Below are 23,143 nucleotides of genomic sequence, written 5' to 3'. Positions count from 1 at the left end.
AAAACGGAATCGGCATCCGCGCCAAAAGACCATCACCTCGCCGCAAACAGGAAGCGTTGCCTAACCAAGGAGGCGTGCTTTCCCTCAGTCGGCGATAAACGAGTCGCGCACCCGCCGCCAAAACGGAAACGGCCGAAAGCGGGCGAAACGCACCTTTTCATCGGCCACCCGGCATTGAATCGACTTCACTTCTTTATGCAACAGTGACAAATGGTCGATCGTAATTTGAAAATCGACGTGGTTGACCGGCTTGAGTAAACACGTATGGTGCGCCGGCAGCACGAGCGGCGAACCGATTGTCCGAAACACGCGGTTGTTGATCGACGCCATCTCGGTCACTTGAATCGCCTCAAGCGAAGGATGCAAAATCGCGCCACCGAGCGCTTTATTGTAAGCCGTGCTGCCGGTCGGCGTCGAAATGCACAACCCGTCGCCGCGGAACCGCTCAAACAAGTCGCCGCGAATCTCGACATCCATCACGAGCGTCCCGCTGACGCACTTGACTGTGCATTCATTGAGCGCTAAATACTTTGCCTCGCTTCCGCCGTTGAGATAGCGGATCGTCACCTCAAGGAGCGGGTATTCGACCACTTGGTACGGCGTCTTGGCGATGGCGATGACGAGCTTTTCGAGTTCCTCCGGCACCCAGTCTGCGTAAAAGCCGAGATGGCCAGTATGGACTCCGACAAACGCCGTCTTGTCCAACCGATGGCAATAGCGATGGAACGCATACAACAGCGTTCCATCACCGCCAACCGAAATGACGAGATCAGGTTCCTCTTCATCGTAACGCAAGTCAAAGTCAAGCAAATACGTTTTCATTTTTTGCGCCAGAGCGTTTGATATGTCGTCGCCTTTGGACGTGATGGCGAACACGAGCGGCGCGTCCGTCCGTTTCATTGCCCTTCTCCTTTTGCTTCTTGTTTTCGAGAAAAAGCAGCCTGCGCTTCTTGAATTTCAAAGCGGATTTTCGACATCTCCTCATCGAGGCGATAGGCCGCCTCCGCGGCGCGCTGCAACCGAACTTTGATATCTTCGGGGAAACGCCCGCTGTACTTATAGTTCAACGAATGCTCAATCGTCGCCCAAAAGTTCATCGCCAACGTTCGAATTTGAATCTCCGCCAAGATGTTTTTTTCACCGCGGATCGTCTGCACTGGATAGCGGATGACGACATGGTACGAGCGGTAGCCGCTCTCTTTTTTTTGCGTGATGTAATCGCGTTCTTCGACAATCGTAAAATCGTTGCGCTGGCGCAATAGCTCGACGACGGTCTTAATGTCATCGACAAACTGGCACATGATGCGCAGCCCCGCAATATCTTGCATCTCTTCCTCGAGACGGTCGAGCGGGATGTTTTTCTTTTGCGCCTTATCCAAAATGCTGGCAACTGGCTTCACCCGTCCGGTGACAAACTCAATCGGCGAGTGCGCTTCAATCATCTCGAATTGGGCGCGAATGCCCCTTAGCTTCACTTTCAGCTCCTCAACCGCCTGCTTATACGGGGCTAAAAACAAATCCCAATGGTTGACCATCGTACCACCTGCCTACATGTTTTCGATCTCCCGCGGCTTACGTCTCTTGCTGCTCGATGGAACCGCTCATCTGTCGAATTCACCGGGCCGCTCCCGATCCTAACGCGCCGGAAAGGGAACCCCCCGGCTTATGGCTCAAAAAACACGTCTTGCACCGCCTGTTCAAGCGCCTCGCCATAGTTGGCGTTGCCGCGAATATTTTCAAGCAAATAAGACAGTTCATCGCGAAACTGTTCAAGCTCAAGCGTCCTCTCTCCACATCGAAGCCAGACCGGCTCCTTGGCGTCAAGCGCCGCCTTTAGCTCAGGCCACCACGGCTTCGGAATCATGACATATAGAAAGCGGTTATCGGTTTCCAAAATGTACGCAAACGCCAACGCATCCGAGTCGACAAGCATATGGCGTTTCGGCGTTACGCGGGCAAGCGGAACCGGAGCATCATTGACATACAGCCAAAGCCGGCCGCCTTCCCGCTCCGCCCGCTCGACGATCCATTTTTCGTTCATGTTTTCTCTCCTTCCGCATCAACCATCCGCCCTTTATTTTACCATATTCACCCTATACAGGCGAAATAATTGATATTCGCCGGAAAACAGCTGATAATAGAGGGAGACGACTATCCTGTCTGAAGGGGATTCACGATGCATCAAGAAATCGAAATCGAATTAAAAAACTTGTTAACAGCAGCGGAGTTTGCTGCCGTCCGCGCCGCCTTCCGCCTTGATGATGGCGCTTTCTTCCGCCAGGAAAACCATTACTTTGACACCCCGTCATTCGCCCTGAAAGAACGAGCGGCAGCGCTGCGCATCCGAGCGAAAGAGGGACGCCTGACCTTGACGCTGAAACAAACGCGGGCGGACGGGACCATTTTGGAAATCCATGAGCCGCTTTCGCTGTCTGAAGCGGAAGCGTTGCTTGCTGGTATAGCGGCGCCGCGCGGGGCGATCGCCGATTTGCTTGCAGAACTGGGCATCAACCCACACGAGGTGCGCTGCTTTGGCTCCCTTGTCACCGACCGAGCCGAATGGCCGCATGAAGGCGGCACGCTATGCCTTGACCATAACTGTTACTTGCAAAGCGAAGATTACGAACTTGAATATGAAGTGGATCACGTGGAAGCGGGTGAAAAGCGGTTTTTGCGCCTGCTTGAGGCGCTCGGCATCCCGCGCCGCCCGGCGCCAAACAAAATCGCCCGCTTTTACGCCCGCATGAAAGAAATGGAGGAAAGACGATGACCGTTTCGCCATTAAAGCTGCTCATCGAATGGCAGGCGCTCAATGCGTTCTCACCCGGACGCTCCAGCCTGTTGCCATCGCCGGTGCCATCCTTGTTTTCAAGCTTGCTTGCCGAATCTCTCAGCCGCGGTGAGGAATCTTCTGCCGAGGCGCCTCAAGCTGCCCTAAGCGGTCAGCCCCCGGCGCCCGCCGGCCATCGCAGCGCCCCGCTCGAACATGAAGCGGGTGCTGCAACCAACTCATCTTCTTCCATCGATGCTTTCATCGCGGCGGCAGCGGAAAAATACGATGTTGACCCGCAGCTCATCCGCGCCGTCATTCGCCATGAGTCAAATTTCCGTCCCGATGCGAAAAGCCCGGCTGGAGCGCTTGGACTCATGCAGCTCATGCCAAGCACGGCAAAAATGCTCGGCGTCCACAACCCGCTTGATCCGGCGCAAAACATCGACGGCGGCGTAAAATATTTGCGCCAGCTCCTTGACCGGTACAGCGGCAATATCACTCTCGCCTTAGCCGCCTACAACGCCGGGCCCGGGCACGTCGACCGCTATGGGGGCGTGCCCCCATTTGCCGAAACGCGGGCGTATGTCGAACGCGTGTTGAAAAGCTACCGCACATAAACGAGCGGTGCTCGAGTCACTTTGTTTGAGATCCATGCGTGCTGTTGATAAAATAGCAATCAAACGACAACGAATGATTTTCAAACAAAAGGAGCATCCGCGATGGGTGAACAATGGCAAACTCTTTATGAGGCGATCGGCGGAGAGGAGACGGTTGCGAAACTTGTCGAAGCATTTTACCGTCGCGTGGCCGCGCATCCGGACTTGCGGCCCATTTTCCCTGACGATTTGACGGAAACCGCCCGCAAGCAAAAACAGTTTTTAACACAATATTTAGGCGGCCCCCCTCTTTACACGGCAGAGCATGGACACCCCATGCTGAGGGCGCGCCATCTCCGCTTTGAAATCACGCCGAAGCGGGCGGAAGCGTGGCTTGCCTGCATGCGGGCAGCCATGGAGGAAATCGGCTTGTCCGGGCCGGCGCGCGAACAGTTTTATCACCGGCTCGTACTCACCGCCCATCATATGGTCAATACCCCAGATCATCTGGACAGAAAGGAGCATACCCTTGAGTGAGAAGTTTGCTGGGAAGACGACATCAACTTGCTACCCTTCCCAGCCGCTAGGCAACACGAACAAACCGCTCGAGCTGTATTTGTTTATCGATCCTTTATGCCCGGAATGCTGGGGGCTTGAACCAGTCATCAAAAAACTGACGATCGAATACGGCCGTTTTTTTACCTTAAGGCACATATTGAGCGGAACATGGGCGACATGGAACGCGCGCAAAGGAACGAAGCCGGAGGCAATGGCGAAAGCGTGGGAGTGGGCGGCGAACCGCACCGGCATGTCATGCGACGGCAGCGTTTGGCTCGAAAACCCGATTTCGAGCCCGTTCGCCCCATCGCTCGCCATTAAAGCGGCGGAAATGCAAGGAAAGCGGGCTGGCCTTCGCTTTTTGCGCAAGCTGCAAGAACAGCTCTTTCTCGAAAAACAAAATGTCGCCGATTTGTCGGTGCTCGCCGAATGCGCCGTCAAAGCGGGCTTGGATGTCGATGAATTTTTGCGCGACATGCACTCGCCGGGAGCGGCGAAAGCGTTCCAATGCGATTTAAAAATCACATCGGAAATGGACGTCGACGAAATTCCGACGCTTGTGTTGTTTAATGAAAACATTGAAGACGAAGGCATTAAAATTTCCGGATGCTATCCGTACGACATCTACGTCGAATTGATCGCTGAAATGCTCGGCTTCCATCCTGAACCGTCCTCTCCTCCTCCGCTGGAATCATTTTTAAGCCATTTTAAATTCGTCGCCACAAAGGAAGTTGCCGTTGTGTACAACTGGACGATCCAAGAAGCGGAAACGGAAATGAAAAAGTTGCAGCTAAAGCAAAAAGTGGAGCGGGTGCCCGTCAAACACGGAACATTTTGGCGCTATATCGATGATTCCCGTCCCTAAAAGCAGGGATGGGCGCAAGAAAAAGCCCGGCTGACGCCGGGCTTTTTCTTGTTGCCAAGACAACAAAGGGGATGGGAGAAATTGTTCACGGTCAAACAAAGGGGTATCAGGTTTTGTCTTCCGTTCACGTTTTTATCTTACCAAACGTCCAACCAAATTGGCAACCCGTTTGCTCGTTTGTTCACATTATTGTCATAATTCGCCCTGCGTCATGATCAGGCAGACAAACAGCATATAATCAACTAGGCTCTTCACCAAAAGTTGTACTTGATTTTTTCTGAACATACCCTATTTACGCTTGTGAGGGAAAATCAACAAATCAGTGATTTTTGCACATCTTTGTGCAGGAAACCGTATTGCTTGTCAAGTACATGTTGTGGTGAAGAGCCATCAACTAAAGCAAATGAGAAGAGGTGGCCATCGCCATGAAGCAGCGCATCGTCTTATCCCTTTGGGCGGCGGCATCCGCTGCCGCCTTTATTCTGAATTTGTTGGGCCTTATGCAGCTCCTTCCGCTTTGGGCGACCATGCCGCTTTTGTTTCTCTCCTTGCTTGGGTTGGTGGCGACATGGAACCGCCGCCATCAGTTTCGTGGATTTCCGTCCAAACGAATGCGGCTGTAGCGCCGCATTCGTTTCATTTCTCAAGCAGCCGCTCCATCTCATCAAGCTTCTCCGCAAACACTTGGCACGCTTGGCGGATCGGCTCGGCGCTCGTCATGTCGACGCCGGCTTTTTTCAATACTTCAATCGGGTAATCAGAACTGCCGGCTTTTAAAAAGTCGATGTACCGTCTCACCGCCGGTTCGCCTTCTTCCAAAATTTGTTTGCTAAGTGCAGTCGCCGCGCTGAAGCCGGTTGCGTATTGGTACACGTAGTAGTTGTAATAAAAATGCGGAATGCGCGCCCACTCGAGGCCGATTTCTTTGTCCACGACAATATCATCGCCAAAATACGTTTTATTTAAGTCGTAATAAAGGGACGTCAACGTCTCGGCCGTCAATGCCTCGCCTTGTTGCGCCTTCAAATGGATCAAATGCTCAAACTCCGCGAACATCGTCTGGCGAAAAACCGTGCCGCGGAACCCCTCAAGATAATGGTTGAGCAAATAGAGTCGCTTTTTCTCATCATCGATTGTTTTCAGCAAATAGTCGTTCAACAGCGCCTCATTGCATGTTGACGCCACTTCGGCGACGAAAATTGAATAATGCGCATACGGATACGGCTGCGTTTTGCGCGTATAGTAGCTGTGCACCGAATGGCCAAATTCATGCACAAGTGTAAACAAATTGTTCACATTGTCCTGCCAGTTGAGCAAAATGTACGGATGGGTGCCGTACGCTCCCGACGAATAGGCGCCACTTCGCTTTCCTTTGTTTTCGCGCACATCGACCCAACGGTTGTCAAGCCCCTCTTTTACGATCGCCACATATTCCTCGCCAAGCGGCGCGAGCCCTTCAAGCATATATTGCTTCGCTTCCTCGTACGTCACTTCCATTTTCACTTCTTGCACAAGCGGCGTGTACAAGTCGTACATATGCAGCTCATCAAGCCCAAGCACTCGTTTGCGCAGCCGCACATACCGGTGCAGCAATGGCAAATGTTCATGAATCGTAGCAATTAAGTTGTCATAGACGCTCTCCGGAATGTTGTTCGCATCCAACGCCGCTTCCCGCGCCGAACGGTAGCGGCGGATGCGGGCGAAAAAGTTGTCTTTTTTCACCGTGCCGGCAAGCGTATTGGCGAACGTATTTTGAAACTTCTCATACGTATGGTATACGGCGTAAAACGCATCGCGGCGGACGCGGCGGTCCGTGCTTTCTAAAAAGCGGATGAACCGGCCGTGCGTGACTTCGACTTCCTCGCCGTTTTCATCGATGATCGTCGGAAACGTCAAATCAGCGTTGTTCAACGCGCTGAACGTGTCGGATGTCGCCTGCATCACCTCGGCTGCCTGCGCCAAGATCGCCTCCTCTTCCGCCGACAGCACGTGCGGGCGCTGGCGCGTAATTTCGTCTAACGCGTGCGCATACAAGCGAAGCGGCTCGTATTGTTCCAAAAACGAGCGCAGCACCGCTTCATCGATCGCCAAAATTTCCGGCACGATAAACGCCATCGCGCTCGATGCTTCGCTGTACAAGCTTTTCGCCCGGGCGTCGAGCCCTTGGTAAAACGAGTTGGTCGTATCTTGATCATAGCGCATATGGGCGTATGTATACAGCTTGCCGAGGCGCATCGATACGTCATCTTGGCATTTCAGCGCTTCATACAACACTTCCGGCGATTCGCCAAGCCGCCCTTTGTATTCGCCAAGCTTTGGAATCATCGCCTTCACTTGTTTGAACTCTTCTTCCCAGGCGTCATCGGTGGGAAAAATGTCCTCAAGCCGCCACGTTTCTTCCACCGGAATCTCGCTTCGCAGCGGCAGCGACTTTTTCGCTTTCTTTTCCTCCACCGTCATCATTCCTCCTTATACAAATAATCGATACACGAATTATTATTCACCATTCCGTTCATCTTTTCCTGTTTTCTGTTCATTTTCTCCGCGTTTTGAAATTCAAGCGCCTCCCAATAGCGGCTAAGCGCTGGCGTTTGATGAATTTGCTCAAGAAGCGCAGCATCTTGATGAATCATCTGATCGACGGTCGACGGAAACGACAGCGGCTTCACCAAATGAAGCTGGTCGCCCTCTTCGCGGCGGAGATAGCCGAGCAGGCTCAACCAATGCAAATACTCGCCGACGGCCTCACGATACGTATCCCGGCCGACAAGCGGCAGCCGGCGCGGAACGAGGCGGCCGGTGCGGATTTTGTCGTCGAGCCACTGAAATAAAGATACTGCCGTTGCCGGCCGTCCGGTCTTTCCAAGAAGAAACAAAAGGACATACGTTTGCCAAATGAACGGCGCCGTCTCCCATAAATACCCGCGCGGCACTGGCCAGCCAGCTTCGGTCGGAAACAGTGACGGAACGATGCCCGCCTGGTAAAAATCAGCACAAATGCGGCGCACGGTTTGGTTCGGATAAAGCGGAAACGTCCGCCGCCATTGTTTTTTTCGTTCGAGCCATCGTTCCCAAAACGTGGGTGAAAGCGGCAGCGGGCAGGGGGCCATCCAATCGGGGAACGAAAACGACGAAAGCGGAATCGAATCGACCGCAGCGAACGTTCGCTGCACCGATAGCGGCAACGGGCGAAAAAGGCGGATGAAGCGTTTCGTCTCTGGACTGTAGTACCATATATGTGGAACGACTGAATGTGGAGCGCGATGGGCAAACAACCATTGAAACCGGGAGAGCTGCACTTCCCCCGAATATTTTGGCGAACGCCGCAAATGATGGGCTCCTAACACCCACAACGGGCGGATGCCAAGGAGACGGTAGCCGTCATTGCGTTCGCGAAACAGCGATTCATCGATCGTGGAACATTGGTATTCGAGGGCATAAAGGTGTGGGCCATGGCGGAACAATATGTCAGGACGCTGCTTGATGGCGGGCAAATACGGCTCGAGCTTCGCCTCCATGCCTTGGCGAATGAGCCACGCGAACAAGTCTCGCTTCCCAGTTAAGTGACGCTCCGACTCCGGTTCGTGCTCGACCGGGCAGGCCGCCCCTTTTCGATGGGCGAAATGCGGCAAACGGTAGCGGCCCGACCGGAGCACCACTTCTTGACGGCACGCGGGACAAAAAAACGGTTCCTGTCGTTTCAGGCGCATCAGCCCCTCTCGTTCCCATCTTTCCGCCCCGGCAAGCGAAACCGTCCTGCCATCAGCTGAGAGAGCGACAAACAACATGATCACTTCCTTTCCAGTAAAAAATAGTTGTCTGTGAGCGGGAACAGCTGGAATTGTTCTCTGCTGCCCCCTTCACCGTCCGGTTCTTCCCTTTTATTCGTTGACCATCGCCGGTTTTCCTGCCCAAAGCCAAACTGCGCCGAAAAAAGTCCGCCGATTCGGCGGACTGGCGTTTACAAGCGGTTGGTTACAACAGAGGCGACAACAGCCGGGAGACCGATTCCGCGATGCGCACCCGGAACGGGCGCTGTTGAAACTGTTCGTAGTCGATCATGGAAGCGTGGCGAAAATCTTCCAAAAAGTCGCGGACGAGTTTATGAATGCTGTCGGTATAATACAAAAAGGCGTTCACTTCAAAATTTAAATGGAAACTGCGCATATCCATGTTCGCCGTGCCGATCGAGGCGAGCTCGCCATCGACGACGATGACTTTGCTGTGTAAAAACCCTTTCTCATACTCGTAAATTTTCACCCCAGCCTCGAGCAGCTCGGGAAAATACGAGCGCGAAGCGTAAAAGACAATTTTTTTATCCGGACGCTTTGGCGCCAGCAGGCGAACATCGATGCCGCTTAACGCCGCCACTTTGAGCGCCGTCAAAATGTCTTCATCCGGCACAAAGTACGGCGAGGCAACCCAAATCGACCGTTTGGCCGACGTAATCATGGCAAAATACAGCTGTTTGATCACTTCCCACTTTTGGTCCGGACCGCCGGCAATGAGCTGCACCCCGCCTTGCCCTTCCTCGACGATGAGCGGCGGCGACAAATAGTCCGGCGTCAACAAGCGTTCTCCCGTCATGTAATACCAATCTTGCAAAAAAATGAGCTGGAGCGTCCGGACGGCTTCACCGCGGATCAATAAGTGCGTATCGCGCCAAAATCCGAAATATTTGTTTTTTCCTAAATACTCATCTCCGATGTTCAGCCCGCCGACAAAGCCGACGCCTCCATCGATGACAATGATCTTTCGGTGATTGCGGAAATTGATTTGGTTGCTTAAAAACGGGAGGCGCACTGGTGAAAACGGGATCATCTCGACTCCAGCCGCGCGCAGCTCCTCGATATAGGCGTTTGACAACTTCCAACTTCCAACGGCGTCGTACAAAAAACGGACGCGCACCCCTTGGCGCGCCTTTTCCATCAAGACGCGCTTCAACTGTTGGCCGATTTCATCATGACGGACGATATAATATTCTAAATGAATATGGTGTTCCGCTTTTTCCAGTTCAGCAAAAATAGAAGAAAATGTCTCCTCTCCGTTCGTCAACACTGCCGTCTGCGAGGCGAGTGAAACCGGATGCTGGCCGATGCGATAAGCAAGGCGCAAAAGCGGACGCTGATGGGGCGCCATCGGCAGCCGCTCGACGGCAATCGGCGACGGCTCTTGAAACTTGAGCAGCACCGCCTCATCAAAATCGGCTTTCTTTTTATAGCGCCGTTGTTGCCAATAGTTGCGTCCGAACAATAAATAAAACAAAAAGCCGACAATCGGAAAGCTCCCCAGCACCGCCAGCCAAGCGATCGTCTGCGCCGGCTTTCGGTTTTCAAGCGAAATGACAAAGGCAATAAACACCACTGAACAAGAGATGAGCACGCTGAAAATGCCGAGGAGCTTCCCTTCCCAATAATCGTGCGTCAAAGCCAGCAACAGGCCGACGATGCCAGCAAGAATGGCCACTCTTGATGCGTTTCTCAACCAAACCCCTCCAACTGATGTTCCTCTTTTCCCTTATTCTTTATACTTGACTTCACGGCCAACGGTTTCACGGTTTTCCCTTCTCTTTCCTATCTAGAAGGGTCGGGAAAGCAGCCATTTTCTAAATAAGTGACCGACGGGTGCGAAAAAGCGTGCTGTTATAAAGCTTCTCCATTTGAAAACAACAGGGTCAACCCGCGTTTTCTGTCCGCCCCCTCCAAGCGCCCCAACAAAGAAAACGCCGATTTCTGGCGGCGAAATCGGCGAATGAACGAAAAGGTTATGGAGCTGGAAAATACCGTTTTACGGTCTCAAGCGCATTGTCGCCCATAATTTCAGTTCCGTATTCCTCAAGGCGGTAAATCGTCAGCTGTGAATCGTTTCCGTATTCCAGAAGAAGGCTGAGCATATTGTCGATATCATGCTCGCTATATTGTTCGGTAAATTGTACGAACAAGTAATAACGCCCTTCAAACTGGAATAAACGGTTCGACAAACTTGAAAAGTCGGCGCGGTGAGCCAAGGAGATGACGTCTTCAATGTCTTTGAACGAAATGATAAATTGAAGCACGTCTTGCGCTTCTTCGTCTCCGGCCGCATTGTTCCGCCCGAAATGGAAGTGATGGCCGAACAGCGATTCGATCTTCTCATCAGCCGAGAGCGAAAACTCGCGCCACTTGTCTTCCGGGAGCGGCAGCTCAAGCTTGCTGCCGTCTTTGGACAACTGCGCTTTCGTCACGACGACTTCAAGCCCTTTTTCGAGCGCCTGCACTTGGATCCAAAGCGGACCATCGAGCGAAAAATCGCTTTCCCCATGAACTTCATCCATCATTTCCCAAAATAATTCTTCGCTTCGTTCCCGATTGTACCAAATTTCCTCGCGGTCAAAGCCGCGCTCCTCTATATCAACATAGGAAATGTAGAACTTCACCGTATGTTCATTGATGCGTTCGATTTCCATTTCTCAACTCTCCCTTCTAAAACAAAGAAATAAAAAAGGAAGGGATTGTGCCCCTGAAACTATTTAAATCAAAACTTATGATCTTGTACTTTTATTTTATGATAAAAAGCGAAAGAAGGGAAATAAAAAAACGCATTTTTAAAAATTGGTTATGAAACCGGCCATGCCCTACTATAATGATGATGAACACGGACGGAATGAGGGACGCCTATGGTGGATGAATACATCGTTTCCATCTTGCTGATTATCGGCATTGATGTCATTCTTGGCGGGGACAATGCGGTTGTCATTGCGCTAGCAAGCCGCAACTTGCCGGAACAAAAGCGGAATGTGGCCATCATTGTCGGCACCGCGCTGGCGATCGCTGTTCGCATTGTCTTGACGGTGGCCGTCGTTTGGCTGTTGACGATTCCGTTCTTGCAGCTCGCTGGAGGCGTCGTCCTCTTTTGGATCGCCTTGAAACTGATCGGGCAAAAAGACGAAAAACCGACTATGATCAAAGCCGAACCGTCGCTTTGGAAAGCCATCCAGACGATCGTCGCCGCCGATGTCGCCATGGGTCTTGACAACGTCATCGCCATCGCTGGAGCGGCTCAAGGCCATATCGGACTTGTTGTGTTCGGTTTTCTCTGTTCCGTTCCTATCATCATTTTAGGCAGCAAAATCATCCTTTATGCCATGGAACGGTTCCCGATTCTCATTTATGCCGGCGGCGCCCTCTTGGCGTACACCGCTGGAAAGATGATCGCTGCCGAAGAGCGGTTGCGCCCGTTTTACCCCCCGAATGGGGAGGCGCTGTTTCCAATGGCGGCGGCCGTTCTTGCCGTTTTGCTCGGCTTGGCGGCCCACCGCCGGTCGCGCGCCGCATAAAGCAAATGATAAAAAACTTCTACATGGCAGACCATGTAGAAGTTTTTTTATTACCCGTTCACCAGCCGCTGCGCTTCACGAAGCTGATACGCCCGCACTTTGCGCGGCAGAAAGCGGCGGATTTCATCTTCGTTGTAGCCGACTTGAAGCCGCTTTTCATCAATGATGATCGGCCGGCGCAAAATGCCTGGGTTTTTTTGAATGAGTTCGTACAAATCTTGCAGCGGCAGAGCTTCCAAGTTAATGTTCAGCTTCTGGAATACTTTCGAACGGGTGGAAATGATCTCATCCGTCCCCGTTTCCGTCATCCGCAAAATCTCTTTAATCTCCTCGACCGTGAGCGGCTCGGAGAAAATATTGCGCTCGACATAAGGAATATTGTGCTTCTCGAGCCACGCCTTCGCCTTCCGGCATGACGTGCAGCTCGGTGATGTGTATAGCTTGACCACTTCGATCACTCCTTTTGACAAGGAATCCCTTGCTTCCCTCGTCCGTCAGACGACAGACGTGCACCGCTATGCCGGTTTGACGTCTGACAGCATAGCGACACGGCCTGGACGCCAGTCTGGCGATCAGCCGCTTTGCCAATCGTTTGCAAATTGAAATGACTTTAACATGATATATTATACAATACATCGGCCAAGAAAGATATAGTTTTTCGATGATAAATGCAATTTTCTTTCTTTCCTCTTCCAAAGTGAAGGCAAATCCTCTACAATCAAAGTAGAAAAGGAAAAGGGAGGAAGAACCGATGGCCGGCTATTTCATCGACTTTGCCATTGCTTCGGCATTGATCGTCGTCCTCACCGCATTGATGGGGAACATCAGCAACACGATCGGAGAGCGGATGTTCGGCCGAAACAAAAGTGGAAAGCATGTCGAGGCCTCTCGCCGCATCCAACAAGGATGGAAAGTCGTCGGAGGAAAAAAATAACGCGCCAAGACAGGCGCATAGGTGGGCGCCGCCTCTTTCACCGTTCGCATCATGCGGCGATGAAGGAGCGGCGCTTTTTTCGATTTGGCTAGGCATACATCGCCCGATACCGCTTATACTCTTCCTCCGAACAAAGCACAAAATGGCCAGGCGTAATTTCACGGAATTCAAGTTCCTCTCCATCTTTGTAGCCATGTTGCGCCGGATCGTAAACGATCCGCTTGCGCGTCCGCTCCGTTTCCGGATCAGGAAGCGGAATGGCCGACAAGAGCGCCTTCGTGTATGGGTGGATCGGATTGCGGTACAGCTCTTCCGCGTCGGCAAGCTCGACCATTTTCCCGAAATACATGACGCCGATCCGGTCGCTGATGTATTTGACCATCGACAAGTCATGGGCAATAAACAAGTACGTCAATCCTTTTTCACGCTGTAGCCGCTTCAGCAAGTTGACGACTTGCGCCTGAATGGAAACGTCAAGCGCCGAAATCGGCTCATCGGCGATGATGAATTCCGGTTCGACGGCGAGCGCCCGGGCGATGCCGATCCGCTGGCGTTGCCCGCCCGAAAACTCATGCGGGTAGCGGCTGGCATGCTCGCGGTTCAACCCGACCGTCTCAAGCAGCTCATAGACGCGCTGCATCCGCTCCTCTTTCGTTTTCGCCAATCCGTGGATGTCAATGCCCTCAGCGATAATGTCGGCGACCGTCATCCGCGGATTGAGCGACGCATACGGATCTTGGAAAATCATTTGCATTTTTCGGTTTAACTCTTTCAGCTCTTTTTTTGATTTTTTGCCGTGTACGTTAACGCCGTTAAACAGTACTTCTCCGTCTGTCGCCTCATACAGCCGAATGATCGTCCGCCCCGTTGTCGACTTGCCGCAGCCCGACTCGCCGACAAGGCCGAACGTTTCCCCTTTATAAATGTCAAACGTGACGCCGTCGACCGCTTTCACCACCTCGCCGCGGCCGGCCGGGAAGTATTGTTTTAAGTTTTTCACTTCAAGCAGCTTTTGCTTAGCCACGCGGCTTCCCTCCTTTCCGGGCGACGATGTCAGCAAACCGTTTCATCCGCTCGCGCACGATCGCCGGCGGTTCCACTTTCGGCGCCATCTCATGCAACAGCCATGTCGCCGCATAGTGCGTATCAGACACTTGGAACATCGGCGGCTCGAGCTCGTAGTCAATTTTGAGCGCATACGGATTGCGCGGCGCAAACGCATCGCCTTTTGGCGGATTTAACAAATCCGGCGGCGAACCCGGGATCGAATACAGCTCCGTATCTTTATGATCAAGGCTCGGCATCGAGGCCAGCAATCCCCACGTGTACGGATGTTTCGGATTGTAAAAAATTTCATCCACCGTGCCGATCTCCACGATTTTCCCGGCATACATCACGGCCACTCGGTCGGCCATGTTGGCGACAACCCCTAAATCATGGGTGATGAAAATAATCGACATGCCGAGCTTTTTCTGAATGTCTTTCATCAACTCCAAAATTTGCGCCTGAATCGTCACATCCAGCGCTGTCGTCGGTTCATCGGCGATCAAAATTTTCGGATTGCACGCCAAGGCGATGGCGATGACAACACGCTGGCGCATCCCGCCGGAAAATTGGTGCGGGTATTGCTTCATGCGCAGCTCGGCGTTTTTAATGCCGACCAGCTGCAATAGTTCAATCGCCCGTTTGCGCGCTTCATCTTTCGACAGCTTTTGATGCTTTAAAATCGCTTCCATAATTTGTTTCCCAATCGTCATCGTCGGATTGAGCGACGTCATCGGATCTTGGAAAATCATTGAAATTTCCGCACCGCGGATCGATTGCATTTCTTTCTCCGACAGCTTGGTCAAGTCTTTTCCTTCAAATAAAATTTCCCCTTGCTTAATCCGGCTCGGCGGTGTCGGCAACAGGCGCATCAACGCTTTTGAAGTCACTGATTTCCCAGACCCTGACTCGCCGACGATCGCCAGCGTTTCTCCCTTATACAAGTCGAACGTGACGCCGCGAACCGCCTGCACTTCACCGGCGTGGATGTCAAAGGAAATATGCAAATCGTTCACCTGCAAAATTTTCTCCATCGGTTTCACCCCTTCCGTCGGTTATTTGCGCATTTTCGGGTCAAGTGCATCGCGGATTCCGTCTGCCACCAAGTTGAAGCTTAAAATGAGCAAGCTGATGACAACGGCCGGAATAATCATTAAATGCGGATATGTTTGGATCGATTTGTATCCGTCATTGACAAGCGAGCCAAGCGACGCTTCCGGCGGACGGATGCCAAGGCCGATAAAGCTCAAAAACGCTTCGGTAAAGATGGCCGATGGAATCGTGAACATCGTCGTAATAATGATCGGGCCGATGACGTTCGGGATCAAATGTTTGAAAATGAGCCGTGATGTCGGCGCTCCGAGCGTCCTTGCCGCCAGCACGTATTCCATGTTCTTTAATTTCAACACTTGTCCGCGCACGATCCGCGCCATCGTCGTCCAACCGGTAATGACCATCGCCAACGTGATGGAAATGATTCCAGGCTCAAAAATCAAAATGAACAAAATGACCATAATTAAATACGGGATGCCGTTTAAAATTTCGATGATCCGCTGCATCACATTGTCGACGCGGCCGCCATAGTAGCCGGAAATGCCGCCGTACGCAATCCCGATCAATAAGTCGATCAACGCCGCCAGCAAACCAATGTAAAGGGAGATGCGCGTGCCATACCACGTTCTCACCCACAAGTCGCGTCCTAAGTCATCCGTGCCAAACCAATAGTACTCTTTCACGCCGCGCTGTTTATACACATCAACGCCGTTCGCATCCCGGCCGTCAAACGGAAGCCAATGAACATGCTCGAGCACCGGGATTTTCGGCGGAAGTTTCGCATGCCGCAAGTTTTGATCTTTATACGTCCGGTCGCTCGCCATCGGGGCGATGATCGCCATGAGCGCCAAGATGATAATCATCACGAGCCCGACGATCGCTGCCTTGTTTTCCCGAAGGCGAAGCCAAGCATCCTGCCAAAACGTCAAGCTTGGACGATTGATTTTTTCCTGCTCACCAACGTTCGGCGGGGCGGGCTGAAACCATTCCGGTGACAGTTGTTCGTATTGTTGTTTCGCCATCATTTTTTCCCTCCCGCTAACCGGATGCGTGGGTCGACAACCCCGTACAACACATCAACGATGAATACTGCCAAAATCAACAAGGCGGAATAAAACAACGTCGTTCCCATAATAACCGGGTAATCGTTCAGTTCAATCGAACGGACAAACTGCTCCCCAAGACCAGGGACAGCAAACAGTTTCTCAATGACAAGCGTTCCCGTCATTAAATTGACGGTCATCGGTCCTAAAATGGTAATGACGGGGATAAGCGAGTTGCGGATGGCGTGCTTGATGATAACCCCCGCCTGGCTGATCCCTTTCGCCCGAGCCGTCAAAATGTAGTCAGAGCTTAACACTTCCAGCATTTCTGTGCGCATAAAACGGGCGATGCTAGCGATGACCCCGACAGACAGCGCCAATGTCGGGAGAATCGTATATTTGAAGCCTTCCCAAAAAGCGACCGGAAGCCATTGCAGTTTCACAGCGATAAAATATTGCAAAAACCCCCCTAACACAAACGACGGAATCGAGGCGCCCAACACCGCAATGACCGTAGCAGTGTAATCTTCCCAATGATTATGTCGAATCGCCGCGACAATTCCGAGAATCAACCCGACGATCGTCCCAAACACAATCGCCTGAAACCCGAGCTGGGCCGACGGGCCGATTCGATCGCTGATGAGCTCTGTCACGGGGCGGTTGTCATATTGGAACGATACCCCCAAGTCTCCTTTCAGCAAATTCCCTAAATATTGAATGTATTGAACCGGCACGGGCTTATCCAATCCGTACTCTTTTAAAATAAGCGCCTTCTGTTCCGGCGTTAATTTCTCTTGGTTCTGAAGCGGCGAACCAGGCAACAGCTTCATTAAAAAGAACGTCAACGTCGCAATGATAAACAACGTGATGATCATATAAACGAACCGCTGAAGCGTATACCGCGCCATGACCGCACCTCCTCTGCTTTTCTTATAATCTTCGTTGTTTTTCGACATTTTTCGCCTTGGCAGGCAAAAGGAGAGTATATGCCCTCGCATATACTCTCCTCGGCATGCTGTAGAAAACAGATTACTCAATATATGCCCATTTGTAGCTGTAATCGCCGCCAAACGGGTGCGAAACGATATCTTTGACATACTCGCGTTGCAAGTAGGCGACACCGCGCTGATAGAGCGGGGCAATCGGCATTTCTTCAAAGACGATCTTTTCTGCTTTCAGCATCGCATCCCAACGGGCTTGCAAATCGCCAAGCAACGTTGTTTTCGCGTCTTTAATCAATTTGTCGTATTCAGCGTTCGACCAACCCGTTTGGTTGTGCGGGTTAGTTGTCGTCCACAAGTCAAGGAACGTCATCGGGTCTTGATAGTCCGGACCCCATCCGGAGAACGACAGGTCGTATTGCATTTTGCTTTCAAGCTCGAGCTTTTGTGCGAACGGCTGTTGTTTAATGTTGACCGTCAAGCCCGGCAAGTTTTGTTCAAGCTGCGCTTTCACATACTCGCCGATTTTCTTCGCGCTGTCGCTGTCATAGTTCAGCAGTTCAAGCGTAAATTTGTCTTTGCCCAGCTCTTTTTTCGCTTGCTCCCACAGTTTTTTCGCTTCATCCGGATTGTAATTGACCAAATCGCCATTCACATCGCGGAAGTCTTTGCCATCCGGACCGATGACGAAGTCTTTCGGAACGGTGAACTTCGCCGGAATCGAACCGTTGTTCAAGAGCGTATCGACCATCGCTTGCGTGTCGATTGCCATCGCGATCGCTTTGCGGGCGTTGACGTTGTTCAACGGTTCTTTTTTCGTGTTCATGCGCAGCCAGTAGAGGGATGGATCCAATTCCGTTTTGAAGTTTTTATCATTTTTATACTTATCAACAAATTCGGCCGTCAAACCGACGCGGTCGGCCTGTTTCGTTTCATACAAGTTGACCGCTGTCGCCGTGTCTTTCACAACTTTGACGTTGATTTTTTCAAGCTTAACTGTATCTTTGTCCCAGTAATTCGGGTTTTTCTCATATGTCCAGCCTTGTTCATGCTTCCATTCGCTTAAGACGAACGGGCCGTTGTAAAGCGTCGTATTAGCTTCGAGACCGTATTTGTCGCCTTGCGCTTTCACGAATTTCTCGTTTTGCGGCATGAACGTGCCGAATACCGTCAGGCTGATGAAATACGGAATCGGGTTTTTCAGCTCGACTTGGAGCGTGTAGTCGTCAAGCGCTTTGACGCCCAGCTGGTCAACTGGCAGTTTGCCGGTGTTGACTTCTTCCGCGTTTTTGATGTCGTACATAATGTACGCATACTCCGCTTTCGTTTTCGGGTCAAGCACCCGTTTCCAAGCAAACACGAAGTCGTGCGCCGTCACCGGGTCGCCGTTCGACCATTTGGCGTCTTTGCGAAGCTTGAACGTATACGTTTTGCCGTCTTCGCTCACCTCATGGCTTTCCGCCACCCCAGGAACCGGCTTGTTGTCTTTGCCTAAACGATACAGACCTTCCATGACGTTGTTCAACACGATAAACGATACTTGGTCGGTGGCGAGCGCCGAATCAAGCGACGGAATTTCTGAGGAATCAAGCAAGTTCAGCACCTGCTCCTTTTTCTCCGCCGGCTTTTCGCCGCCCTGGCCGCCTTGGGCGTTGTCGTTGTCCTTGCCCCCGCCGCAAGCCGCGAGGAACGTTGACAGCGCGAGAAGCAGGACGAGGAAGAAAGAAAATCGCTTCTTCACTAAAAAACCCCCCTTAGGTTTATGTAGTGTATTACAAATCTTCTGAACCATTTGATTTCAGAAGATTGTACTTACATCGCTTATTATATCCTGTGTTAGTATATTTGAAAAGGATTTTTTTATTTCCTTAAATAAAAAAATTTCAAACTACTTACAAACGGGATGAGGATCGGATTGCATTTACACCTGCATTGTAATGACTTTTGCCACCATTGTAAACAAAAAATTTCTGCCTACAGAAAAAAGAAAACGCTTACAATATAATTTTTTTGCCCTTCCCCTCGGCTCCAAAGCAAATCCCTCCTTAAATTCCATATTTCTTCTATATTTTTTAATATAATTTTGTTAATAATTTTGACAATCTTCCCGCCCACACGATTTATGATAAAATAAGCAGTGAGAAGGGAAAGGCGGGAACAGACGATATGAAACAAACGGCTGTGCGGACTGGATGGCTCTTCGTTGCGATGCTGGCGGCAAGCTCACTCATTGTCGTGGGACAAGGTGCATGGAGTATAGTGGCTTTTATTAACGTTTCGTTTTTGCTCTCCCTTTTGCCTCTGTCGCTCGGCGGGCTTTTGTTTGTTTATGAACGCGGGTTTTTCAGCGGATTCGCATACGGGTTTCGCCGATTGCGCAGAAGCAGCGCGAGGGTGGAGCGGTATCTTGAGGAAGCGGCAGCAGAACATGAATCGGATGAGCTGCTCGGTCCGCGGCGTTTCGCCATCACGTATCCGCTTCTCTTTTCTGGTCTGCTTCTGTTTCTGGCGATGATTGCCGCCGGATATGCCGTGCAATAAGGTTGCAACAGCTGAATGTTTTTCGTATAATATAAGGCAAATCTCGAATAAACCGAGCGATGAGAAAGAAAAGTACATATGGCGATGCCTTCAGAGAGCTTGTGGACGGTGCGAACAAGCGGCTAGCCATATGGAATGGGCTTTCGAGCTTCCCGCCGAACCGGCGACGCAGTAGGCGGGGACGTTCCCCGCGTTACAGGGGGCCATGCGCTAAGCATGGGTTGAGCGATTGCGCTTGTCGGCGCAATAAGTAGGGTGGCACCGCGGTCCTACCGTCCCTATCAGAGGGATGGCGGGGCCTTTTTTATTTTTTGCTTGAGGGAGTGAAGATCGATGAAAACCATTTTTTCCGGCATTCAGCCAAGCGGCGTCATCACCCTTGGCAACTACATCGGGGCGCTGCGGCAGTTTGTCGAGCTGCAGCATGAATACAACTGCTATTTTTGCATCGTTGACCAACACGCCATTACCGTTCCGCAAGACCCACACGAACTGCGGCAAAACATCCGCCGCCTCGCCGCTTTGTATTTAGCAGTCGGCATCGACCCGACGCAAGCGACGTTGTTCATCCAGTCAGAAGTGCCGGCGCACGCTCAAGCCGCTTGGATGCTGCAGTGCATCGTTTATATCGGCGAACTTGAGCGGATGACGCAATTTAAAGAAAAATCGGCCGGCAAAGAGGCGGTCAGCGCCGGACTGCTCACGTACCCGCCGCTGATGGCCGCTGACATTTTGCTTTATAACACCGACATCGTCCCGGTCGGCGATGATCAAAAGCAGCATATCGAATTGACGCGGGATCTGGCCGAGCGCTTCAACAAACGGTATGGCGAGCTGTTCACGATCCCTGAGGCGCGCATTCCGAAAGTCGGCGCCCGCATCATGTCGCTTGTCGACCCGACGAAAAAAATGAGCAAATCCGACCCCAACCCGAAAGCGTACATCACACTGCTTGACGATGCGAAAACGATCGAGAAGAAGATCAAAAGCGCGGTCACTGACTCGGAAGGAACGATTCGCTACGACAAAGAAGCGAAGCCAGGCATTTCGAACTTGCTCAATATTTATTCGACGCTATCCGGTCAATCGATCGAGGAGTTGGAGCGGCAATACGAAGGAAAAGGATACGGCGTCTTCAAAGCCGACCTCGCTCAAGTCGTCATTGAAACGCTTCGACCGATTCAAGAGCGGTATCACCATTGGATGGAAAGCGAGGAGCTTGACCGCGTGTTGGATGAAGGGGCGGAAAAAGCAAATCGGGTTGCATCGGAAATGGTGCGCAAAATGGAGCAAGCCATGGGGCTCGGGCGGCGGCGGTAAATAGCCGCATCGAGCGAAGCCATACAAAAACGGGCAGGCGCCTATCGCCTTGGCCCGTTTTTTAATTGACTTTTGGTTCTTGCTCCATTTCCCACAGTTTTTCGAAAAATGGCTGCCCTTTGATCAAGTTTTCGCACAGCTGCTCATGCCGTTCGGACCACCCGTATTTCGTCTCGTTATACAATTGTTCCCACGCTTCATCAAAAGACATTTTTTGAATAGCGGCGTATTTTTCCGGCGCCCATTCCGTATACCAATAGCGCATCTGGGCCGTATTTTTTGTCGAATAAAGCTGGTCAAGCGCCATAAACAACAGCTGTTTCAACTGCCGCTCTTTGCGCGTGAGTCCGCACATCAGTTCCGGAGCCGGCGATAAAATATGGTATTCTTTTTCATACCTCGGCAGCGGATAGTCCCGTTCCTCCGCTTCGGCCGCCATTTCGTAGACGAGTTGTTCCTGACGCGGAATGAGACGGCTTTTGCGAATCGGGATTTGATAACCGATTGTATCGACAGCCAAAACACCGGCGCCGTCCGTGACAACGAAACAATAGTCCAGCTGGATGCGTTCATGGTTTTTGCGGACATACGCCTTCTGATGCACATCGTCTAGCAGCGGTTTTGGAAGCTCGGACAAGCTGTTTTCAATGTAATGAAACAGGGCCGGAGATACTTTTAACAATGGCACTTGGTCAAGCAGCTCGATTTGATCGTCCTTGCGCCATTCATGGAAATGGCAGACGTTGTATCCGTTCTCTTCGCCTTCAAACCAGTTGACCCAAATGTCGTGCAGATAAAGCATGCGAGACCCCTCACTTCCAGACGTGTTTGTCCATCAGTATAGGCAGAGGGACAGAATTTTATTCCATTTCGTCCTCTTTTCCCCTCTAGGAGCTGCGGCTTGGAAACGTCAAGCTCCCCCACATCAAAAGAAGGCCAATAGGGAATAAATAACATTCCACCCTTGTCGAAATATAAGACAAGTATTCGTGAAAACCGCGCTCTGGGGTGATGATGTTTAAATAAGCGATCACCATCATGCCGCCGACGACCGAAAAACCAAAGCCGACCAAATAAAAAAACAGGCGGACCACCGGGCTTTCCCTTCTTTCTTGTCCACGTCCTTGTTCTACATATATGTCGGCGTCATGGACAACATGCCTGTTTGCGCCCGATGTCCCTAAGATTCTTGTGATAACCGGACAGCGGCGTCCGCCATGCGGTTTCGAGCTAAGACGCTCCCTGTTTGTCTGAAAAGCCCGCCAACTCCGCGATGTCTTTCGTTTCCATCGTCATCAATTGGGTGAGCGAATATCCTCTTTCCAGGCAGCGACGGACGATGGCATACCCAACGGCATAGCCCCCCATTTTCGGATGCCATCCAAGTCCGTACAAAATGCGGGAAGTATGCGGATGCGAAACGGGCAAATGTTTATTCGGGACTATATAGCGCCGCCAAAACCGTTCCATCTCCCGATCGGTGTAATACTTCGTCCATCCCGCACACTGTTCGGCGCCGACTGTCTCGGCGACGGCATGCTCCGCCAATCCTTCCATCACGACGGCATCCAGCAACGTCGCATCTTCGCCTTCGTTCGGCAACTGCTTGAGACGGCATACATGGTTGTATTCATGCACCAACAACGCGGCGATCTCCTCGTCGCAATGATCAGGCAGCAAGAAGAAAAACAATTTATCAGCAAACGCCACCCCGCCTTTTCCTTGAAACTCGCGCGCAAGCTTCCAGTTTTCGTCATCGGCCGGCAGCAAACATACCGGAACGTCTGGCCCCTTCCATATCCCCCGTTGCCGTTCATACAAACGGCCAAGACGTTCCCAAAGACGGCGCTCTTTCATCTTCGGCAAAAGCCGCTCGGCCTGTCGAGTGCTTCGGTACATGCCATACAGCCGTAAATAGCTGTAAATCTCACGCGCCGGCATCTTGCCAAAAAGCGGCGCCAACCGTGCGCACAACCGGAGCGGATCGCCTTCATCCTCTTCCAGCCATCGATCGGTCGGAAGCAATCCCATCGCTTTTCCCTCCTTTTCTCTTACGTTATGTCGGCAGGGAAAAGACGGTGAAACAAAACAAAAAAGAGAGCCTGACGCTGAACCGAACCCGCCGTTAGTCACGCGTTTTCAGCTCTGCTCAACCAAGGC

At 51.7% G+C, this 23,143-nt stretch carries 25 protein-coding genes and 1 other annotated feature; of the genes, 9 read left to right on the top strand and 16 right to left on the bottom strand.

Annotated features, from left to right (window positions below; translation table 11 throughout):
• Positions 1–84: 84 nt before the first annotated feature.
• From GHH_RS03840 to GHH_RS03830, 3 genes are all read right to left on the bottom strand, one after another.
• Positions 85–900, bottom strand: a complete 816-nt coding sequence (locus GHH_RS03840; RefSeq protein WP_011230331.1) for an NAD kinase — start codon at positions 898–900, stop codon at positions 85–87.
• Positions 897–1,535 carry a GTP pyrophosphokinase family protein gene (locus GHH_RS03835; protein WP_011230330.1) on the bottom strand — a complete coding sequence of 213 codons (639 nt, stop codon included), beginning with the start codon at positions 1,533–1,535 and terminating at the stop codon, positions 897–899. The genes GHH_RS03840 and GHH_RS03835 overlap by 4 nt, the downstream gene beginning before the upstream one ends.
• Before the next feature lie 128 nt (positions 1,536–1,663).
• Entirely contained in the window at positions 1,664–2,041 is a 378-nt protein-coding gene (locus tag GHH_RS03830) for a hypothetical protein (protein WP_015374165.1), read from the bottom strand.
• Positions 2,042–2,176: 135 nt separating this feature from the next.
• On the opposite strand from GHH_RS03830, the gene GHH_RS03825 reads away from it, so the two are divergent.
• The 5 genes from GHH_RS03825 (at position 2,177) to GHH_RS03805 (ending at position 5,415) form a co-directional block, all read left to right on the top strand.
• Positions 2,177–2,770 (top strand): CYTH domain-containing protein, encoded by a 594-nt coding sequence (locus GHH_RS03825; protein WP_011230328.1) that lies wholly within the window; start codon positions 2,177–2,179, stop codon positions 2,768–2,770.
• Positions 2,767–3,390, top strand: a complete 624-nt coding sequence (locus tag GHH_RS03820) for a lytic transglycosylase domain-containing protein (RefSeq protein ID WP_015374164.1) — start codon at positions 2,767–2,769, stop codon at positions 3,388–3,390. The genes GHH_RS03825 and GHH_RS03820 overlap by 4 nt, the downstream gene beginning before the upstream one ends.
• Positions 3,391–3,492: 102 nt before the next feature.
• Positions 3,493–3,906 (top strand): globin-like protein, encoded by a 414-nt coding sequence (locus tag GHH_RS03815; protein WP_015374163.1) that lies wholly within the window; start codon positions 3,493–3,495, stop codon positions 3,904–3,906.
• Positions 3,899–4,792: a ClpXP adapter protein SpxH gene (gene spxH, locus GHH_RS03810; protein WP_015374162.1), complete on the top strand. Its 894-nt coding sequence runs from the start codon at positions 3,899–3,901 to the stop codon at positions 4,790–4,792. The genes GHH_RS03815 and spxH overlap by 8 nt, the downstream gene beginning before the upstream one ends.
• Positions 4,793–5,217: 425 nt before the next feature.
• Positions 5,218–5,415 (top strand): hypothetical protein, encoded by a 198-nt coding sequence (locus tag GHH_RS03805; protein WP_015374161.1) that lies wholly within the window; start codon positions 5,218–5,220, stop codon positions 5,413–5,415.
• A gap of 13 nt (positions 5,416–5,428) precedes the next feature.
• Here GHH_RS03805 and pepF read toward each other — a convergent pair whose 3' ends face one another.
• From pepF to mecA, 4 genes are all read right to left on the bottom strand, one after another.
• On the bottom strand, positions 5,429–7,252 hold the full coding sequence (pepF, locus tag GHH_RS03800; protein WP_015374160.1) for an oligoendopeptidase F: 1,824 nt from the start codon (positions 7,250–7,252) through the stop codon (positions 5,429–5,431).
• Complete coding sequence (locus GHH_RS03795) at positions 7,252–8,580, bottom strand: competence protein CoiA (protein WP_015374159.1); 1,329 nt, start codon at positions 8,578–8,580, stop codon at positions 7,252–7,254. The genes pepF and GHH_RS03795 overlap by 1 nt, the downstream gene beginning before the upstream one ends.
• A 187-nt stretch (positions 8,581–8,767) precedes the next feature.
• On the bottom strand, positions 8,768–10,276 hold the full coding sequence (cls, locus tag GHH_RS03790) for a cardiolipin synthase (protein ID WP_015374158.1): 1,509 nt from the start codon (positions 10,274–10,276) through the stop codon (positions 8,768–8,770).
• A 280-nt stretch (positions 10,277–10,556) separates the two neighbouring features.
• Positions 10,557–11,237 (bottom strand): adaptor protein MecA, encoded by a 681-nt coding sequence (gene mecA / locus GHH_RS03785; protein ID WP_015374157.1) that lies wholly within the window; start codon positions 11,235–11,237, stop codon positions 10,557–10,559.
• 210 nt (positions 11,238–11,447) lie between these two features.
• On the opposite strand from mecA, the gene GHH_RS03780 reads away from it, so the two are divergent.
• The gene (locus tag GHH_RS03780; protein WP_014195176.1) at positions 11,448–12,107 is read left to right on the top strand and encodes a TerC family protein; all 660 of its coding nucleotides are present in this window, start codon (positions 11,448–11,450) and stop codon (positions 12,105–12,107) included.
• A gap of 50 nt (positions 12,108–12,157) precedes the next feature.
• Here GHH_RS03780 and spxA read toward each other — a convergent pair whose 3' ends face one another.
• Complete coding sequence (gene spxA / locus GHH_RS03775; RefSeq protein ID WP_011230318.1) at positions 12,158–12,556, bottom strand: transcriptional regulator SpxA; 399 nt, start codon at positions 12,554–12,556, stop codon at positions 12,158–12,160.
• Between the two features lie 302 nt (positions 12,557–12,858).
• Between spxA and GHH_RS03770 the strand changes: the two genes are divergently transcribed.
• Positions 12,859–13,041 carry a hypothetical protein gene (locus GHH_RS03770; RefSeq protein ID WP_011230317.1) on the top strand — a complete coding sequence of 61 codons (183 nt, stop codon included), beginning with the start codon at positions 12,859–12,861 and terminating at the stop codon, positions 13,039–13,041.
• Positions 13,042–13,129: 88 nt separating this feature from the next.
• Here the strand turns inward: GHH_RS03770 and GHH_RS03765 are convergent, their stop codons facing one another.
• The 5 genes from GHH_RS03765 to GHH_RS03745 form a co-directional block, all read right to left on the bottom strand.
• A complete protein-coding gene (locus tag GHH_RS03765) occupies positions 13,130–14,065 on the bottom strand; it encodes an ABC transporter ATP-binding protein (RefSeq protein ID WP_015374156.1) in 936 nt (311 codons plus the stop codon).
• Positions 14,058–15,119: an ABC transporter ATP-binding protein gene (locus GHH_RS03760; RefSeq protein ID WP_014195173.1), complete on the bottom strand. Its 1,062-nt coding sequence runs from the start codon at positions 15,117–15,119 to the stop codon at positions 14,058–14,060. Before GHH_RS03760 ends, GHH_RS03765 begins: the two co-directional genes overlap by 8 nt.
• Before the next feature lie 21 nt (positions 15,120–15,140).
• Positions 15,141–16,163 carry an oligopeptide ABC transporter permease gene (gene opp3C / locus GHH_RS03755; protein ID WP_015374155.1) on the bottom strand — a complete coding sequence of 341 codons (1,023 nt, stop codon included), beginning with the start codon at positions 16,161–16,163 and terminating at the stop codon, positions 15,141–15,143.
• Complete coding sequence (gene opp3b, locus GHH_RS03750) at positions 16,160–17,089, bottom strand: oligopeptide ABC transporter permease (RefSeq protein WP_011230313.1); 930 nt, start codon at positions 17,087–17,089, stop codon at positions 16,160–16,162. Before opp3b ends, opp3C begins: the two co-directional genes overlap by 4 nt.
• Positions 17,090–17,210: 121 nt before the next feature.
• Positions 17,211–18,863, bottom strand: a complete 1,653-nt coding sequence (locus GHH_RS03745; RefSeq protein WP_015374154.1) for a peptide ABC transporter substrate-binding protein — start codon at positions 18,861–18,863, stop codon at positions 17,211–17,213.
• 425 nt (positions 18,864–19,288) lie between these two features.
• Between GHH_RS03745 and GHH_RS03740 the strand changes: the two genes are divergently transcribed.
• The gene (locus GHH_RS03740) at positions 19,289–19,663 is read left to right on the top strand and encodes a DUF3899 domain-containing protein (protein WP_015374153.1); all 375 of its coding nucleotides are present in this window, start codon (positions 19,289–19,291) and stop codon (positions 19,661–19,663) included.
• Between the two features lie 50 nt (positions 19,664–19,713).
• Positions 19,714–19,946: a binding site (T-box leader), on the top strand.
• A 50-nt stretch (positions 19,947–19,996) separates the two neighbouring features.
• Complete coding sequence (gene trpS, locus GHH_RS03735; protein ID WP_015374152.1) at positions 19,997–20,983, top strand: tryptophan--tRNA ligase; 987 nt, start codon at positions 19,997–19,999, stop codon at positions 20,981–20,983.
• A 61-nt stretch (positions 20,984–21,044) separates the two neighbouring features.
• Here trpS and GHH_RS03730 read toward each other — a convergent pair whose 3' ends face one another.
• The 3 genes from GHH_RS03730 to GHH_RS03720 form a co-directional block, all read right to left on the bottom strand.
• A complete protein-coding gene (locus GHH_RS03730) occupies positions 21,045–21,785 on the bottom strand; it encodes a YjbA family protein (RefSeq protein ID WP_015374151.1) in 741 nt (246 codons plus the stop codon).
• A gap of 85 nt (positions 21,786–21,870) precedes the next feature.
• Complete coding sequence (locus GHH_RS03725; protein ID WP_015374150.1) at positions 21,871–22,077, bottom strand: hypothetical protein; 207 nt, start codon at positions 22,075–22,077, stop codon at positions 21,871–21,873.
• 136 nt (positions 22,078–22,213) lie between these two features.
• Positions 22,214–23,014, bottom strand: a complete 801-nt coding sequence (locus tag GHH_RS03720; protein ID WP_015374149.1) for a DUF2268 domain-containing protein — start codon at positions 23,012–23,014, stop codon at positions 22,214–22,216.
• Positions 23,015–23,143 lie beyond the last annotated feature (129 nt).

This window comes from Geobacillus sp. GHH01, assembly GCF_000336445.1.
GTDB lineage: Bacteria > Bacillota > Bacilli > Bacillales > Anoxybacillaceae > Geobacillus > Geobacillus zalihae.
Note: the sequence above shows the minus strand (reverse complement) of the source record. Positions and strands in the feature narration are given on the sequence as shown.